Below are 16,382 nucleotides of genomic sequence, written 5' to 3' on the forward strand. Positions count from 1 at the left end.
TCTCTCACTTGCTCTTGACGGGCCGGCGGGTGCCCGGAATTATGCCCGGGACCACTCATTGCTCAGCAGTCAAGTCTACCTCTTCGCCGGCGCCGAACATATCCACGACGGCCTGCGCCTCCTGGCGAGCCGGGGTGTGCTTGTCGAGGTGGGCGAGGTGGGCGGGGATCTCCTCCCCGCGGTGGCGCATCGCCGTCGCCCACAGGCGACCCGCGCGGTACGAGGAGCGCACGAGCGGACCCGACATGACGCCGAGGAAGCCGATCTCCTCGGCGGCGTCGCGGAACATGACGAAGTCGGCGGGCTTGACCCACCGGGTGACCGGATGGTGCCGGGGGGAGGGTCGCAGGTACTGCGTGATCGTGATGATGTCGCAACCGGCGTCATGGAGGTCCTGTAGGGCGGAGATGATCTCGTCATTCGTCTCGCCCATGCCGAGGATGAGGTTCGACTTCGTGATCAGTCCCGCCTCCCGGGCCTGCGTGATCACCGACAGTGACCGTTCGTAGCGGAAGGCAGGGCGGATGCGCTTGAAGATCCGCGGGACGGTCTCGACGTTGTGGGCGAGAACCTCGGGGCGGGAGGAGAACACCTCGGCGAGCTGGTCGGGCTTGGCATTGAAGTCGGGGATGAGGAGTTCGACTCCGGTGCCGCGGCCGTCGACGTGGTCGAGGGCGTGGATCTGCCTGACGGTCTCCGCGTAGAGCCAGGCGCCGCCGTCGTCGAGGTCGTCACGGGCGACACCGGTGATCGTCGAGTAGCGCAGACCCATCTCACCGACCGAGGCGGCGACTCGACGGGGCTCGTCGGCGTCGAAGTCGGCAGGACGGCCGGTGTCGATCTGGCAGAAGTCGCAGCGCCTCGTACACTGCTCGCCGCCGATGAGGAACGTCGCCTCGCGATCCTCCCAGCACTCGAAGATGTTCGGGCATCCGGCTTCCTCGCACACGGTGTGGAGGTCCTGCTTGCGGACGAGGGACTTGAGCGAGGTGTACTCGGGGCCGATGTGGGCCTTCGCCTTGATCCAGGCGGGCTTCTCCTCGATGGGCACTTCCGAGTTCCGTGCCTCGACACGGAGCATACGGCGGCCTTCGGGTGCGATCGTCACAGGTGAGCTCCTAAGCGGTGATGGTCTCGTGGAGGATCTCGTCGAGCCGGGGGGCGACCTCTTCGGGGGTCACCGTGCGTCCGAGCTCGGCACTGATGGTCGTGGTGTCGGCGTCGGTGATCCCGCAGGGGATGATCGAGGCATAGGCGCCGAGGTCGTTGCTGCAGTTGAGGGCGAGGCCGTGCATGGTCACGCCCTCGTGGATGCGGATGCCGATCGCCCCGATCTTCCGGTCCCGGCGGACGCCGTCACCGAGGATCCACACGCCGGCGCGCCCCTCGACCGTCGTCGCCTCGATCCCGTACTCGCCGAGCAGGCGGATCATCGAGTCTTCGAGCTGGGCGACGAAGAGGCGGACCTCTTTGGGATCGTTGAGGCGGTAGATGAAGTAGGCGACGAGCTGGCCCGGGCCGTGCCAGGTGATCTTCCCGCCGCGGTCGACGTCGACGACCTCGGTGCCGTCGGTCGGCCGCTCATGGTCCTCGGTGCGCTTGCCCGCCGTGTAGACAGGCGGATGTTCGAGGAGGAGGATCGTCGACTCCCTCGTCCCGCCGAGCACGTCTTCGTGATACTTCTTCTGCAGGTCCCAGGTTCGCCGGTAGTCCGAGAAGGCCGGTGCGAAACCGAGAATTTCAGTGGCCAGAGGCATGCCACCACAATATGCCCGTTGATCGGGGTGTTCAATTGCGCAGAACATGACCCTCGACACCTTTCGCTCGCATCTTGCATTGACTTATCAAACGTCATCATCCATCATCGAATGACATCTAAGATCGTTTCGTTTCATCGATGGGGATGACGAACTATGACATGGCATTACGAGACCACGATCGCCGAGGTGGTCCACCGCCTCCGCGACGACACCGGTGAGTCCGTGTGGGGAGTCGAGAACCGCGGGTTCGATGCCGATCACGACGCGACGCTCGGCACGGAGTCGGTGCTCCTGCCGACGGGGGAGACCGAGGTCCTCCTCGTCGATCCCCTTCCCGGAGGCTTCGTCCTCGACGCCGTCCGCGCCGTCCACGGACTCACCGAGGCAGAGATCCATACTCTCCTGCGCGGATGCTTCGCCGAACTCGCAGCGGTCGGGGACCAGGCCTCCCGGCTCGGCCTCGACTGCTTCGCCCTCGACGCCGAGGGCCGCCCCCGTCTCATCCCCGGGGTGCGGCACCGGCTCGAGACCTCCGTCCGCCGGGCGATCGGCGAGCTCGTCTACCATGCCGCCTACGGATCCCCGTGGAGCGAGGCCCTGCTGCCGGTCGATGTCGCCCTCGCCGAGCGCAGCGCGCAGCTGCGCGCTCTGGTCGCCGATCTCCTCGACGACGATCCCGTCCCGCCATCCGGCGGGGAGGCCGGGGTGGCAGCCGCCGTCGCCGAGGTGTCTGCGCAGTTGGGCACTCTTCCCGCACCGGTGCCGCTGCCGCTCGTCCCGGCCTCCCGCGACCTCGATCCGGCGCAGGCGATCACCGCTCGGCTGCGGGCCGCTCCCGCGCGGGTCCCGACCTCGCAGGGCGGCGCTGCCGATCGGCCGGGGCCGGGCGATGTCGGCGCCCGTCCGGGGGAGCGCTCCGGTCGCCTTGGCGCCGCAGCGGCCCTGCGTGCCGCGGCCGCTTCACACGCGCGTCGATCCCGGTCGAGGCGTGGGGAGCGGACCCGCAGGTCGGGTCGGCCACCGCGACGTCCGGAATCCACCCGATCCTCGTGGTGGACCAGGCTGCGGATGAGAGGAGGTCCGGTGCGCTGGGGCATCGCCGCGTCGATCGTCGTCGCCGTCCTCGGGGGTCTGCTCGTCGCCTGGTCGACAGCGGAGACACCACCGCCCGGACCCGAGCAGGCGGCGGCGCAGCGGCCGCCTGCGGGTTCGGGGGACGGTGCGGGGGACGAGGATCCCACGGACGAGGACGTCATCGACCGCCTCGGCGACCTCTGTGCCGAACGCGCGCGGGCGCTGGGCGCCGGTGACGGGGATGCCCTCGCCGCACTCACCGTCCCCGGGTCGTCGGCGGCCGCCGCCGACGAACTCATCGACCTCTCCGCCTATGCGGGCGGGACGTACACGGTCACCGTCGAGGACGTCACCGTGGTCGAGCGCACCGACACCGGCATCCGGGTTGCGGCGCGGATGACGACGAGCGCGGAGATCGGAGGACAGGAGGAGCGGTTCGAGGCCGAGGACGTCGTCTTCACGCTCACCGAGCATGAGGGAGCCTGGAGGATCGCCGAGGTGGCGGAGGTGTGAATGCCGCAGGGGGCCGGTCCGTCGACCGGCCCCCTGCGGGCGTGGGATGAGAGCGCTGCGACTCAGAGGTCGAGATCGGCCTCGAAGTTGCCGTCCTCGAGACGAGCCTTGATCGTCTGCAGGAAGCGACCCGCATCCGCACCGTCGACCAGCTGATGGTTGTAGGTCAGCGGCAGGTAGACCATGTCGCGGATCGCGATCGACTCCTCGCCGTCGGCCGTCTTGACGACGATCGGGCGGCGCACGATCGCACCGGTGCCGATGATGCCCATCTGCGGCTGGTTGATGATCGGCGTGTCGAAGAGCGCACCCACCGAGCCGATGTTCGTCACGGTGAAGGTGCCACCGGAGAGCTCATCGGGCATGATCTTGTTGTTGCGGGTGCGGTCGGCGACGTCGTCGATGGCCTTGGCGAGACCGGCGATGCTGAGATCGCCGGCGTCCTTGACCACCGGCACGAGCAGACCGCGCGGAGTGTCCACGGCGACCGCGAGGTTCTCGTGGTCGAAGTAGGTGATCTCCTGCGTCTCGAGGTCGTACTGCGCGTTGACCTTCGGGTGCTGCTTGAGCGCCTCGACGATCGCCTTGGCGAAGAACGGCAGGTAGGTGAGCTTGACGCCGTGCTTGGACTGGAACGCGTCCTTGCTCGCCTTGCGCAGCTTGGCCACACGGGTCATGTCGACCTCGATGACCTGGGTCAGCTGTGCCGAGACCTCGAGCGACTCGCTCATGCGCTTGGCGATGGTCTGCCGGATGCGCGAGGCCTTCTCCGTGGTGCCGCGCAGCTTCGCAGCCTCCTCGGGGATCTCGAGCGTGAACGGCTTCTTCGACTCACCGGCCGGGGCCGACGCCGAGGATGCGGCCGGACGGTTCGCGGCTGCGGCGAGGACGTCCTGCTTGCGGATGCGTCCGCCGACACCGGTGCCGGTGACCGTCGAGAGGTCGACGCCCTCGTCGCGGGCGAGGCGACGCACGAGCGGGGTCACGTAGGCGGAGTTCTCACCCACGGTGTCCGCGGCAGCCGACTCGCTCTTCGCCGGGGTGGACTCAGCCTTCGAGGCGGCCTGGGCGGCCGGAGCGGACTGTGCCGCCGGCTCCTCAGCCTTCGGCGACTCCTGCTTGGGTGCCTCCTGCTTCGGCTCTTCGGCCTTGGGCTCTTCAGCCTTGGGAGCCTCTTCCTTGGGCTCCTCCTTCTTCGGCTCTTCGGCCTTCGGCGCCTCCTCCTGCTTCGGCTCGGACTCTGCCGGCTTCTCAGCCGACGCGCTCGAGGATGCGGAGGGAGTTCCGGAACCGATCCGCGCGAGCGGAGCGCCGACGTCGACGGTCTCGTCCTCCTCGGCGAGGTGCGCCTGGACGATGCCGGCCACGGGGGAGGGGACCTCGGTGTCGACCTTGTCGGTCGACACCTCAAGCAGGGGCTCGTCGACCTCGACTTCGTCGCCGACCTCCTTGAGCCAGCGGGTGACGGTCCCCTCGGTGACGGACTCGCCGAGGGCGGGCATCGTCACCTCGGTGCCCTCACCGGAATCGTCGGAGGAGGACTCCGCCTCGGCGGGTTCCGGGGACGTCTCGGAGGACTCGTCCGACGCAGAGCTCTCGTCGGTCGAGGACTCCTCCGTCGAGGACTCCTCGCCTTCGTCCGCACCGGAGGGCTCCTCGGTGGCACCGGCCGCGACGCTTGCGGGCTCCTCCTCGGGCGCGGTCTCCGAGTCACCGGAGCCGCTGCCGTCGCCGATGTAGGCGAGATCGCCGCCGACCTCGACGACGTCGTCCTCGTCGGCGAGGATCTTCTCGAGCACACCGGCGAAGGGGCTGGGGATCTCGGTGTCGACCTTATCGGTCGAGACCTCGAGCAACGGCTCGTCGACCTCGACGGTGTCGCCGACGGACTTCAGCCACCGGGTGACTGTACCTTCGGTCACCGACTCTCCGAGAGCCGGCATCTGCACGGAATTCGACATGTCTTTCGTCTCCTCGGATCTTATGAGTGGAAGTGCAGGGGTTTGCCGGCCAGGGCCAGGTGGGCCTCGCCGATGGCCTCGTTCTGCGTCGGATGCGCATGGATGAGCTGCGCGACTTCCTCAGGGAAGGCCTCCCAGTTGACGATGAGCTGAGCCTCGCCGACCTGCTCGCTGAGGCGGGCGCCGATGCCGAAGATGCCGACGACCGGTCCGTCCTTCTCACGGATGACCTTGATGAAGCCGGTGGTGTTGAGGATGACGGACTTGCCGTTGCCGCCGAGGTTGTACTCGAGGGTCTCGACGTTGTCCGCCCCGTACTTCTCCTCGGCCTGCTTGGCGGAGAGTCCGACGGAGAAGATCTCCGGCTCGCAGTAGGTCACGCGCGGGATGCCCGACTCGATGATCGGCACCGGACCCAGCCCGGCGATCTCCTCGGCGACGAAGATGCCCTGGCCGAACGCGCGGTGGGCGAGCTGGAGGCCGGGGACGATGTCGCCGACGGCGTAGATGTTGCCGACACCGGTGTGGAGGCGCTCATTGGCGAGGACGAATCCGCGGTCCATCGGGATGCCCTGCTCTTCGAAGCCGAAGCCCTCGGTCACCGGGCCGCGGCCCACGGCGACGAGGAGGTACTCGGCTTCGAGTTCGGTGCCGTCCTCGAGCGTGACCTTGACGCCGTCGGCGGTCTCCTCGACGCCCTTGAACATGACGCCGAGCTTGTAGTTGATCTTGCGCTTCTTGAACGCGCGCTCGAGGGCCTTCGAGATCGACTCGTCCTCGTTGGCCACGAGGTGGGGCAGGCCCTCGACGATCGTGACATCGGCGCCGTAGGACTTCCAGACGCTGGCGAACTCGACGCCGATGACGCCGCCGCCGAGGACGATGACCGACTTCGGCACGGTGTCGAGCTCGAGCGCCTCAGTGCTCGTGAGCACCCGGTCGGTGACGTCGAGGCCGAGCGTCTTCGACGTCGACCCGGTCGAGAGCAGGATGTTCTTGCCGGTCAGGGTGTACGTCTCATCGGCGCCCTTGACCTCGACCTGGTCCTTGCCGACGAGCTTGCCGTCACCGAGGTAGGTGTCGATGCCGCGGGCCTTGATGAGTCCCTGGAGGCCCTTGTAGTTGCGGTTGATGACGTTCGTCTTGTACTCGAGCACCTTGTCGATGTCGATGCCCTTGAACTCGGCGTCGACACCGAACGTCTCGGACTCCTTGGCCGAGTCAGCGACCTCAGCAGTGTGGAGGAGTGCCTTCGTCGGCACACATCCGCGGTGCAGACACGTTCCGCCCACCTTGTCGCGTTCGATCAGAGCGACCTTCATGTCGAGCTCTGCCGCGCGCAGAGCCGCGGCATAGCCGCCGGTTCCGCCGCCGAGGACGACTAGGTCGTAGGTCAATGAGTCACTCACGGATTACTCCTCGTAGCTGTGGTCAAGCCTGCCTCAGGCAGCTATCCCTCTTATCTTTCCACTTTTCTTCTCAGGCGCGAAAGCACACACTGTCTGTTCCGCCACAGGTGGGGAGCATCACTCCCGGCGCGACGGTGTGCAGAAGGCCCTGGTCAGTCGGCGCTGCGGGCGAGCTGCACGAGCGTGCGCACTGCGGCACCGGTGGCCGCGACCGGGGTGTAGCCGAAGGCCGAACCGGTGTTGAAGCTCGGACCGGCGATGTCGATGTGCGCCCACGCGGTGTCGTCGCCGACGAACTCACGGAGGAACGCCGCGGCGGCGAGCATGCCGCCGGGGCGGGGTCCGGAGTTCTTGAGGTCGGCCGCCGTCGAGTCGAAGCCTGCGAGCATCTCCTCGGGGATCGGCATCGGCCAGATGTCCTCTCCGGCGATCTTCGCCTGCTCGCTCACCTTCTCCCGCACCGCCTCGTCGCCCATGACACCGGAGGTCCGGTTGCCCAGCGCCACGATCTGGGCTCCGGTGAGCGTCGCGACGTCGATGAGGAGGTCGGGGTTCTCCGCATCGGCGTCGGTGAGGGCGTCGGCGAGGACGAGTCGGCCCTCGGCGTCGGTGTTCGTCACCTCGACGGTCTTGCCGCTGCGCATGGTGAGGACATCGGAGGGACGCTGCGCCGAGGACCCGGGCATGTTCTCCGCCAGCGGCAGCCACGCGGTGGCCTTGACCGGCAGACCGAGGTCGGCGATGGCGAGGACGGCTTCGACGACCGCGGCGGCACCGGCCATGTCGGACTTCATGTCCTCCATGCTCGCGGCGGGCTTGAGGGAGAGGCCGCCGGAGTCGAAGGTGATGCCCTTGCCGACGAAGCTGAGGTGGCGGCGGGCGCCCTTCGGGCTGTACTCGACCTTGACGAGGCGCGGTCCCCGCGTCGAGCCCTGCCCGACGCCGATGAGTCCGCCGTAGCCTCCTGCGGCGAGTTCCTTCTCACCGAGGACGGAGACCTTGACCTTCCGGGACTTCGCCTGGTCCTTGACCGTCTGGGCGAAGGATTCGGGGTAGAGGTCGAGCGGGGGAGTGTTGACGAGGTCGCGGGCGCGGTTGGTCGCCTCGGCGATGACGACGCCGGCGGCGTGGGCGCGGGAGAACGCCTTGCCCTTGGGGCCGAGGACGGTGACGGGACCGGGGACGGTGTCGTCGTCGCCGGTGCGGTAGGTGAGGAAGCGGTACGCGCCGAGTCCGGCGCCGACGGTCACGGCCTCGACATCCTCGGCGGAGGTGACCGGCAGGGCAAGCGCGATCGAGGATGCCCCGCTCAGGGCCCGCAGCGCCGAGCCGGCGGCGCGCCGCAGGGTCTCACGGTCGGCGGTGTCGTCATCGGACTTCGCGGGGTCGAAGGATCCGAGGCCGACGAGGAGGACGCTGCCGGCGGCCACGCCCTTGGGGGAGGGGATGCGCACGGTCGCCCCGGCCTTGCCGGTGAACTCGATCGCCTTCGCGGCGTCGTTGAGCGCGGTGGTTGCGGCCTTGGCGGAGTCGAGTCCGCGCACCTTGCCGTCGGCCACGCCGAGGACGAGCACGGCATCGTCGGCCTTGGTCGGATTCGTCGAAGAGTAACTGGAGGGGGTGGAGGCACCGGGCATGTGTTCCCTTTCTTCGTCTGCGGGCATTGCCTTCGATCCTAGTCCCATATTCCCCGCCGAGGTGGACGTGCCCGCCGATGGGATGTGCGACTGCCCTATTGTTGGGGGCGTGTATCGACTCATCTTCACTCTGATCTTCAAACCCATGGACGCCGAGCGCGCTCACCATCTCTCCTTCACCGCACTGCGCGTCCTCGATCGGATCCCCGGTCTCGGCAGGCTCCTGCGGGTCGTCTTCGCCCGGGGGACGCAGCAGCCCGCCGAGGTGCTCGGCCTCCCGTTCCCCAACCGGGTGGGCCTCGCGGCCGGCTTCGACAAGAACGGGGTCGGCGTCCGTGCGCTCTCCGCGCTCGGCTTCGGGCACATCGAGGTCGGTACGATCACCGCGCACGCACAGCCGGGCAACGAGCGCCCGCGCCTGTTCCGGCTGCTGCGCTCCCGCGCGCTGCTCAACCGGATGGGATTCAACAACGACGGGGCCCGGCAGGCCTCGTTCAACATCACCCGGCAGCGGAAGGCGCTCGCTGCGCTGCCGGCGGCGAAGCGACCGATCATCGGGATCAACATCGGCAAGACGAAGGTCGTCCCCGCCGAGGACGCGGTCGCCGACTACGTCGCCTCGACGCGGGAGCTCGCACCTCTGGCCGACTACCTCGTCATCAACGTCAGCTCCCCGAATACCCCGGGCCTGCGCGACCTCCAGTCGGTGTCCGCCCTCGAACCGATCATCACCGCGGTGCGGGAGACGGCCGCCGAAGTCGTCGCCGCCCCGCGCTCAGCACTCGGCCATGTGCCCCTGCTCGTCAAGATCGCCCCCGACCTCAGCGATGAGGACGTCGTCGACATCTGCGATCTCGCCGCACGGGCAGGCGCCGACGGGCTCATCGTCACGAACACGACGATCGACCGGAATGTCCTCACCGGGAATGACGCCGCGTTTGCGCGCAGGGAGGCCGGCGGGATCTCCGGCAGGCCGCTGGCCGCGCGCTCGCTCGAGGTGCTCCGCCTCGTCGCGGCCACCGTCGGCGATGAGCTCACGATCGTCTCGGTCGGGGGCGTCGGCGACGGACGGGACGTCTCCGCACGGCTGGCTGCGGGAGCCGACCTCGTGCAGGTCTACTCGGAGATGATCTACTCGGGTCCCTTCTGGCCCGGACGGATCATCCGCGGTCAGGGGACCCGTCTGCTCACTCGGGGTACTGGCGGCGCTTGACCTGCGGCTTGGGCATGCGCAGCGGCCGGAGCTGGACGCTGCGCATGACCGCGTAGAACGGGATGCCGCGCTCGACGGTGCCGAACTTCGCCCGCAGGCGTCCCTTGAGGATGTAGTTGAGGACGAAGCCGTCGAGGATGACGAGAGCGAGCAGACCCCACACGGCGTAGGTGAAGTACTGCTGGATCGCCACCGGCTGGGTGAAGGCGACGACGAGGATGAGGATCGCCGCCGGGATGAAGAGCTCACCGATCGAGAAGCGGGCGTCGACGTAGTCGCGGACGTACCTGCGCTGGGGCCCACGGTCGCGGCGGGTGAGGTACTTCTCCTCACCGTTCATCATCCCGATGCGGGCACGGTCGCGCTCCTTGCGCTGCTGTTCCTTCGCCCGCTGATTCGCGACCTTGCGGTCCTTCGAGACCAGGGGCTGGCGGCGCACGGCCTCCTGCTGGCTTCGCTTGGGGGTCGGGCGGCCCTTCTTCGCCTCGGCATCACGAGGTGACGCCTCCGCTGCGGTGGAGTCGTCGTCGGTCTTGGGGGAGGAGTCGTTGTCCTCGTGAGTCTTCTTGCTTCCGAACACGGAATGAATACTACCGTTGGAGCATGAGTGATTCGACTTCCGCGCCTGATGCCGCCCACCTCCACGCCCGTGTCGACGAGATCTTCGACGACGTCCTCGACCAGCTGAGCGACCTCGTCGCGATCCCCTCGGTGGCGTGGCCGAGCTTCGACCCGTCCCAGGTCACCGCCAGCGCCGAGGCGGTCGCCGGCCTCGCCCGCGACCTCGGCCTCTCCGTCGAGATCCTCACCGCGGACACCGAGGACGGCGGGCAGGGATATCCCGCGGTCGTCGCCTCGGCCCCGGCTCCCGCCGGTGCGCCCACCGTCCTCCTCTACGCCCACCACGACGTCCAGCCTCCCGGCAGGGCCGAGGCGTGGGAGACCGAGCCCTTCGTCGCGACCCGGAAGGGGGACCGGCTCTACGGCCGCGGTGCCGCCGACGACAAGGCAGGGATCATGGTCCACCTCACGGCTCTGCGGCTGCTCGCCGACCGCCTCGGCGTGGGGGTCCGGCTCTTCATCGAAGGTGAGGAGGAGGCGGGCAGCCCGAGCTTCCGGAACTTCCTCGACCGCTACCGGGACAAGCTCGCCGCCGATGTCATCGTCGTCGCCGACTCGGGGAACTGGGCGGCCGGGGTGCCCGCGCTGACGACGAGCCTGCGCGGGATGTGCGCCGTCGAGTTCGAGGTCGCCACCCTCGATCATGCGGTGCATTCGGGCATGTACGGGGGAGTGGTCCCCGATGCGATGCTCGCGATGACGAAGGTGCTCTCCAGCCTCCACGACGAGAACGGCTCCGTCGCCGTCGCCGGACTCGCCTCCACCTCGGAGACGGACATCGACTACGAGGAGTCCACGGTGCGCGAGGACTCCGGCGTGCTGCCGGGCACCGACCTCAGCGGAACGGGAACGCTGGCCTCCCGGCTGTGGGCCCAGCCCTCGATCACCGTCATCGGCCTCGACATCCCCGATGTCGACGTCTCCTCGAACACCCTGCAGCCGAGTCTGCGGGCCAAGCTCTCCATCCGCCTCGCCCCGGGCGACACACCTGAGAACGCGGTGGCGGCGGTGACGAGGCACTTGGAGGAGAACCTCCCGTTCGGGGCGAGTCTGAAGATCGGTGCGACCGAGGGAGGCAGCCCGTGGCAGGCCGACCTCAGCGACCCTGTCGTCCAGGTCGCCCGTGACGCGCTCACCGAGGCGTGGGGGCGGGAATCGGCGACGATGGGCCTGGGCGGTTCGATCCCCTTCATCGCCGACCTCCTCGAGGTGTTCCCCCAGGCCTCGATCCTCGTCACCGGCGTCGAAGACCCGGACGCGCGGGCGCACAGCGCGAACGAATCCCTCTACCTGCCCGACTTCAAGGCCGCGATCGTCGCCGAGGCGCTGCTCCTCGACGCCCTCGGGCGCAGGGACGCGGCAGGCAGCGCAACAGGCGGTGCCGAGCCCGCGGAGGCCTGAGCGGACAAACGTGACACGATGGGAATAGCCCGTGCCCGCCGCACGTTGAACGCGGTGTAGCCTTGGGCCCAAGACCACATGAGGAGTAGCAATGACAGCGACGAACGAAGCCACCGCCACGCACGAGGTCGAGCTCTCGGGCACGGCAGCGGACAAGGTCCGCAGCCTGCTGCAGCAGGAGGGACGCGATGACCTGCGTCTGCGTGTGGCCGTGCAGCCCGGCGGCTGCTCGGGGCTCATCTACCAGCTCTACTTCGATGAGCGCTTCCTCGACGGCGATGCCGTCCGCGACTTCGACGGCGTCGAGGTCATCGTCGACCGGATGAGCGTTCCCTACCTCAACGGATCGACCATCGACTTCTCCGACACCATCGAGAAGCAGGGCTTCACGATCGACAACCCCAACGCCGGCGGATCGTGCGCCTGCGGCGACTCGTTCCACTGAGTCAGCCCACGATCTGACGATCGTCTGAGCACCGCGACATGGACCTGGAGGATCTGCGCGCCGTCACTGCGACGGCGACAGGGCCCCAGGTCCTTTCCGCATATCGGGCCGGTCTCTTCCCCATGGGGATCGGTCGCGGGGGCACAGGTCGCATGGGGTGGTGGGCGCCGCGCCGCCGCGGTGTGCTCCTGCCCGGCGACCTGCGGGTGAGCAAGAGCCTGCGGAAGTCGATGCGCCGCTTCGACTACAGCGTCGACGGCGCCTTCGACGAGGTCATCCGCGCATGCGCCGACCCGTCCCGGACGGGGACGTGGATCACGCGCGAGATCATCGATCTCTACACGGGCCTCCACGAGGACGGCTGGGCCCATTCCGTCGAGGTCTGGGCCGAGGACCGCCTCGTCGGGGGCCTCTACGGGGTCGCGATCGGTTCGCTCTTCGCGGGGGAGTCGATGTTCCACCGCGAGACCGACGCCTCGAAGGCCGCGCTCGTCCACCTCGTCGGACTCCTCGACGAGGGTGCGGATACGGGTGTGACCTCGGCCGATGAGGACGAATGGCTCATCGACACACAGTGGCAGACGCCACATCTGGAAAGCCTCGGCGTGTCGGAGATCAGCGGTCTCGAGTACGCCGCGCGGCTTGATTCCGCGCTCCGGGGCAATCGCGCTCAGCCAATTCTCAACAAATGAACATCTGCATGTGAATTTCTACCGTGTGTAGCGGTAGTCTGGTAGATGACAAAGTACGAGTTCGTCCTTCGGCATGCCGAAAGGCGAAAGATGGTTGTGAAAGGCTGCACGTGGATTCTCCGAATCAGTCAGGGCCGCGACGGTCCTGGGCGAAGCGGCTCGGCATTCTGGGCGCGGTGACTCTGCCGGCGCTCCTCTCCGGATGCACGAAAGAGCAGATTGCCAACGGATTCTTCCCACTCGAATCGAAGGGTGCGACCAACCACACGGAGGCCTACACCGCCCTGTGGAACGGAGCGTGGATCGCTTCGATGATCGTCGGCCTCATCGTGTGGGGCCTCATCCTCTGGGCGATCGTGGCCTACCGCCGCCGCAAGAACGATCGCGGCCTGCCGGTGCAGATGCGCTACAGCATGCCGATCGAGATCCTGTTCACGGTGACGCCGGTCATCCTCGTGCTCGGATTCTTCTTCCAGAACGTCCAGGTGATGGCGAAGACCACCGATGACCGGACTCCCGGCGAGCAGGTCATCGAGGTTGCAGCCAAGCAGTGGGCGTGGGACTTCAACTACGTCAATCAGGACGTCTACTACGCGGGCACGCAGGTCAACCTCGACGGCACCGAGAAGCCGGGCGAGAACGCCCCGACCCTCTACCTGCCCGTCAACACGGATCTCGAGATCAAGCTCCATTCGCGTGACGTCATCCACTCCTTCTGGGTTCCCGCCTTCCTTGAGAAGCGCGACATGATCCCCGGCCACGACCAGAGCCTGTTCCTGCGTGCCGAGAAGGAAGGCGAGTACGTCGGCAAGTGCGCCGAGCTCTGCGGTGAGTACCACTCGGAGATGCTCTTCAACGTCAAGGTCGTCTCCAAGGCCGAGTTCGAGGAGTACACGCAGTCGCTCGCGGATCAGGGCAACACCGGTCAGCTCGGGCCCGAATACGATCGCAACTGGTACCCGAAAGAAGGTGCTCAAGAATGACCGCTACGACAGACAGAGCGGCTCTTGACGCTCCGGTCGTTCCCCGGAGCAAGGGCAAGATCATCGTCGACTGGATCACGTCGACGGACCACAAGACCATCGGGTACATGTACCTGATCGGCTCGTTCTTCTTCTTCTGCGTCGGCGGCGTGATGGCGCTGATCATCCGCCTCGAGCTCTTCGAGCCCGGCATGCAGATCATCGAGACGAAGGAACAGTACAACCAGCTGTTCACGATGCACGGCACGCTCATGCTGCTGATGTTCGCGACTCCGCTCTTCGCCGGCTTCGCCAACGTCATCATGCCGCTGCAGATCGGCGCCCCGGACGTCGCGTTCCCCAGGCTCAACGCCTTCGCATTCTGGCTCTACCTCTTCGGCAGCCTCATCGCGCTCTCGGGCTTCCTCACCCCGCAGGGTGCGGCCGCGTTCGGCTGGACGGCGTATGCGCCGCTGAGCAACACGACGTTCACCCCTGGTGCCGGCGGCAACCTCTGGGTCCTCGGACTCGCGCTGCAGGGCTTCGGCACGATCCTCGGCTCAGTCAACTTCATCACGACGATCATCACGATGCGTGCTCCGGGCATGACGATGTTCCGCATGCCGATCTTCAGCTGGAACGTCCTCATCACGGGCATCCTCGTCCTCATGGCCTTCCAGCCCCTGGCTGCGGCGCTGCTCGTCCTTGCCTCCGACCGCATCCTCGGCTCGCATGTCTTCAGTCCAGGAAACGGCGGACCGATCCTCTGGCAGCACCTGTTCTGGTTCTTCGGACACCCGGAGGTCTACGTCATCGCCCTGCCGTTCTTCGGCATCATCACGGAGATCATCCCGGTCTTCAGCCGCAAGCCGGTGTTCGGTTACAAGGAGCTCGTGTTCGCGACGATCTCGATCGCCGCTCTGTCCGTGACCGTGTGGGCTCACCACATGTACGTCACCGGTGTGGTGGCGCTGCCGTTCTTCGCCTTCATGACGATGCTCATCGCGATTCCGACAGGCGTGAAGTTCTTCAACTGGATCGGCACGATGTGGCGCGGCTCGATCACGTTCGAGACGCCCATGGTGTGGGCCATCGGCTTCCTCGTGACCTTCCTCTTCGGCGGTCTCACGGGAGTCATCCTCGCCAGCCCGGCCCTCGACCAGTCGGTCTCCGACTCGTACTTCGTCGTCGCCCACTTCCACTACGTCGTCTTCGGCACGGTCGTGTTCGGGATGTTCGCCGGATTCTACTTCTGGTGGCCGAAGTGGACGGGTCGGATGCTCAACGAGAAGCTCGGACACATCCACTTCTGGATCCTCTTCATCGGCTTCCACGGCACCTTCCTCGTCCAGCACTGGCTCGGTGTCGACGGCATGCCCCGCCGCTACGCCGACTACCTGCCGCAGGACGGCTTCACGTGGATGAACCAGGTCTCGACCGTCGGTTCGCTCGTCCTCGGCCTGTCGATGGTGCCGTTCTTCTGGAACGTGTGGATCACGTCGCGCAAGGCGCCGAAGGTCACCGTGGACGACCCGTGGGGCTACGGTGGGTCGCTCGAGTGGGCCACCTCGTGCCCGCCCCCGCGTCACAACTTCACCTCGCTGCCGCGGATCCGTTCGGAGCGCCCGGCATTCGACGTCAACCATCCTGAGCTTCTGGAATACGCCGGCCACGGCCACGCCGAACCTCAGCTCGCCGGAGGTACCGCCAAGTGAAAGCATCGATCAACGTCTTCATCTACTGTGGTCTGTTCTTCATGGCCATGGGAGTCGTCTACGGATTCGTGACGCACTTCAACGAGCTCGTCGGCTTCCCGGCGCTGCTGCTCGTCGGAGTCATGTCGATCATGATCGGCGTCTACCTGTGGCTGACCGACCGTCGTGTCGGCCGCCAGCCGCAGGACAACGACGTCGCGGAGATCTCCGACGCCGACGCCGACTACGGTTTCTTCAGCCCGTGGAGCTGGTGGCCGATCGTCTGTGCCGCCGCCGGTGCCGTCTCCTTCTACGGCATCGCGATGGGCTGGTGGATCTTCCCGTTCGGTGCGGTGCTCGGCGTGGTCGCCCTCGTCGGCATCTCGTACGAGCACGATCGTGGCGGGTTCGCCCACTGATCGCAGGTCACTGATCGCGCAGGCGAGGGCCCGGACTCTTCAGGAGTCCGGGCCCTCCCGCATTCACACTTGCGCCGGTGTCGGACGGGTGGCCGCGTTGCGGCGCCTCAACGCCGATCCCGCGCCGCCGCGTCACGACACGGCAACGCCGCAACGCACCCGGAGCGGCATAACCGCGCGGAAGCACCGCACAACGCCCACGCAGCGGCGTCAAGGCAGAGGTGCTCGTGACTGCGCCGGGCTCCATCCCGCACACGTATCGCTAAAACCCACCCGTAGCGCTGTAACGCCACTGAAGCGGTGAACCCTCGTCGTAGCACCGCACGACGCTCACGTAGCGGCAAATCATCCCCGTGCAACGGTAGGACATAGCGCGGAGGGTGCGGGTTGCACGCCGGAGCGCTCGGCGACTCGATAGTGGGGGCACGCAACGGACCTGCTGTCACAGTCTGTCTTTCACAGACGCGTAGAGGCGCACAGCCGAGCCGGGGGAGCGCAGCGGCGCCGGCCCAGAGGTGCTCGTGTCTGCCCGGCACAATCCCGCACACCGAGCGCTGGAAGGCACCTGCAGCGTCCTAACG

Annotated in this window: 14 protein-coding genes; 8 read left to right on the forward strand and 6 right to left on the reverse strand. The window is 67.3% G+C overall.

Annotated elements, in window-relative coordinates:
• Positions 1-55 precede the first annotated feature (55 nt).
• Positions 56-1,108 (reverse strand): lipoyl synthase, encoded by a 1,053-nt coding sequence (gene lipA, locus AC0VYB_RS09650; RefSeq protein ID WP_009375688.1) that lies wholly within the window; start codon positions 1,106-1,108, stop codon positions 56-58.
• 10 nt (positions 1,109-1,118) lie between these two features.
• Positions 1,119-1,757, reverse strand: coding sequence for a lipoyl(octanoyl) transferase LipB (gene lipB, locus AC0VYB_RS09655; RefSeq protein ID WP_009375690.1), 639 nt, complete (start codon positions 1,755-1,757; stop codon positions 1,119-1,121).
• Between the two features lie 156 nt (positions 1,758-1,913).
• Here lipB and AC0VYB_RS09660 point away from each other — a divergent pair, with 156 nt between their 5' ends.
• Positions 1,914-3,347, forward strand: coding sequence for a hypothetical protein (locus tag AC0VYB_RS09660; protein ID WP_119296242.1), 1,434 nt, complete (start codon positions 1,914-1,916; stop codon positions 3,345-3,347).
• A gap of 62 nt (positions 3,348-3,409) precedes the next feature.
• On the opposite strand, the gene sucB is transcribed toward AC0VYB_RS09660, so the two are convergent.
• From sucB to AC0VYB_RS09675, 3 genes are all read right to left on the reverse strand, one after another.
• Positions 3,410-5,308 carry a 2-oxoglutarate dehydrogenase, E2 component, dihydrolipoamide succinyltransferase gene (gene sucB / locus AC0VYB_RS09665; protein ID WP_475384672.1) on the reverse strand — a complete coding sequence of 633 codons (1,899 nt, stop codon included), beginning with the start codon at positions 5,306-5,308 and terminating at the stop codon, positions 3,410-3,412.
• 20 nt (positions 5,309-5,328) lie between these two features.
• The gene (gene lpdA / locus AC0VYB_RS09670) at positions 5,329-6,717 is read right to left on the reverse strand and encodes a dihydrolipoyl dehydrogenase (RefSeq protein ID WP_063250492.1); all 1,389 of its coding nucleotides are present in this window, start codon (positions 6,715-6,717) and stop codon (positions 5,329-5,331) included.
• A gap of 152 nt (positions 6,718-6,869) precedes the next feature.
• Positions 6,870-8,354 (reverse strand): leucyl aminopeptidase, encoded by a 1,485-nt coding sequence (locus AC0VYB_RS09675; protein ID WP_082834988.1) that lies wholly within the window; start codon positions 8,352-8,354, stop codon positions 6,870-6,872.
• Between the two features lie 109 nt (positions 8,355-8,463).
• On the opposite strand from AC0VYB_RS09675, the gene AC0VYB_RS09680 reads away from it, so the two are divergent.
• Positions 8,464-9,567, forward strand: coding sequence for a quinone-dependent dihydroorotate dehydrogenase (locus AC0VYB_RS09680; RefSeq protein WP_009375701.1), 1,104 nt, complete (start codon positions 8,464-8,466; stop codon positions 9,565-9,567).
• Here the strand turns inward: AC0VYB_RS09680 and AC0VYB_RS09685 are convergent.
• Entirely contained in the window at positions 9,542-10,147 is a 606-nt protein-coding gene (locus AC0VYB_RS09685) for a DUF3043 domain-containing protein (RefSeq protein ID WP_009375703.1), read from the reverse strand. The genes AC0VYB_RS09680 and AC0VYB_RS09685 overlap by 26 nt on opposite strands.
• Before the next feature lie 23 nt (positions 10,148-10,170).
• On the opposite strand from AC0VYB_RS09685, the gene AC0VYB_RS09690 reads away from it, so the two are divergent.
• The 6 genes from AC0VYB_RS09690 to AC0VYB_RS09715 all read left to right on the forward strand — a co-directional run bounded on the left by AC0VYB_RS09690 (position 10,171) and on the right by AC0VYB_RS09715 (position 15,801).
• A complete protein-coding gene (locus AC0VYB_RS09690) occupies positions 10,171-11,589 on the forward strand; it encodes a dipeptidase (protein ID WP_119296240.1) in 1,419 nt (472 codons plus the stop codon).
• A gap of 91 nt (positions 11,590-11,680) precedes the next feature.
• The gene (locus AC0VYB_RS09695; protein ID WP_009375707.1) at positions 11,681-12,034 is read left to right on the forward strand and encodes a HesB/IscA family protein; all 354 of its coding nucleotides are present in this window, start codon (positions 11,681-11,683) and stop codon (positions 12,032-12,034) included.
• Positions 12,035-12,072: 38 nt separating this feature from the next.
• A complete protein-coding gene (aat, locus tag AC0VYB_RS09700; protein ID WP_101623776.1) occupies positions 12,073-12,726 on the forward strand; it encodes a leucyl/phenylalanyl-tRNA--protein transferase in 654 nt (217 codons plus the stop codon).
• Positions 12,727-12,836: 110 nt separating this feature from the next.
• On the forward strand, positions 12,837-13,709 hold the full coding sequence (gene ctaC, locus AC0VYB_RS09705) for an aa3-type cytochrome oxidase subunit II (RefSeq protein ID WP_040341014.1): 873 nt from the start codon (positions 12,837-12,839) through the stop codon (positions 13,707-13,709).
• The gene (gene ctaD, locus AC0VYB_RS09710; RefSeq protein WP_119296239.1) at positions 13,706-15,403 is read left to right on the forward strand and encodes an aa3-type cytochrome oxidase subunit I; all 1,698 of its coding nucleotides are present in this window, start codon (positions 13,706-13,708) and stop codon (positions 15,401-15,403) included. Before ctaC ends, ctaD begins: the two co-directional genes overlap by 4 nt.
• Complete coding sequence (locus tag AC0VYB_RS09715; RefSeq protein WP_009375713.1) at positions 15,400-15,801, forward strand: cytochrome c oxidase subunit 4; 402 nt, start codon at positions 15,400-15,402, stop codon at positions 15,799-15,801. Before ctaD ends, AC0VYB_RS09715 begins: the two co-directional genes overlap by 4 nt.
• The last annotated feature ends 581 nt before the right edge of the window (positions 15,802-16,382 follow it).

Source organism: Brevibacterium sp. Z349TD_9 (assembly GCF_056173565.1).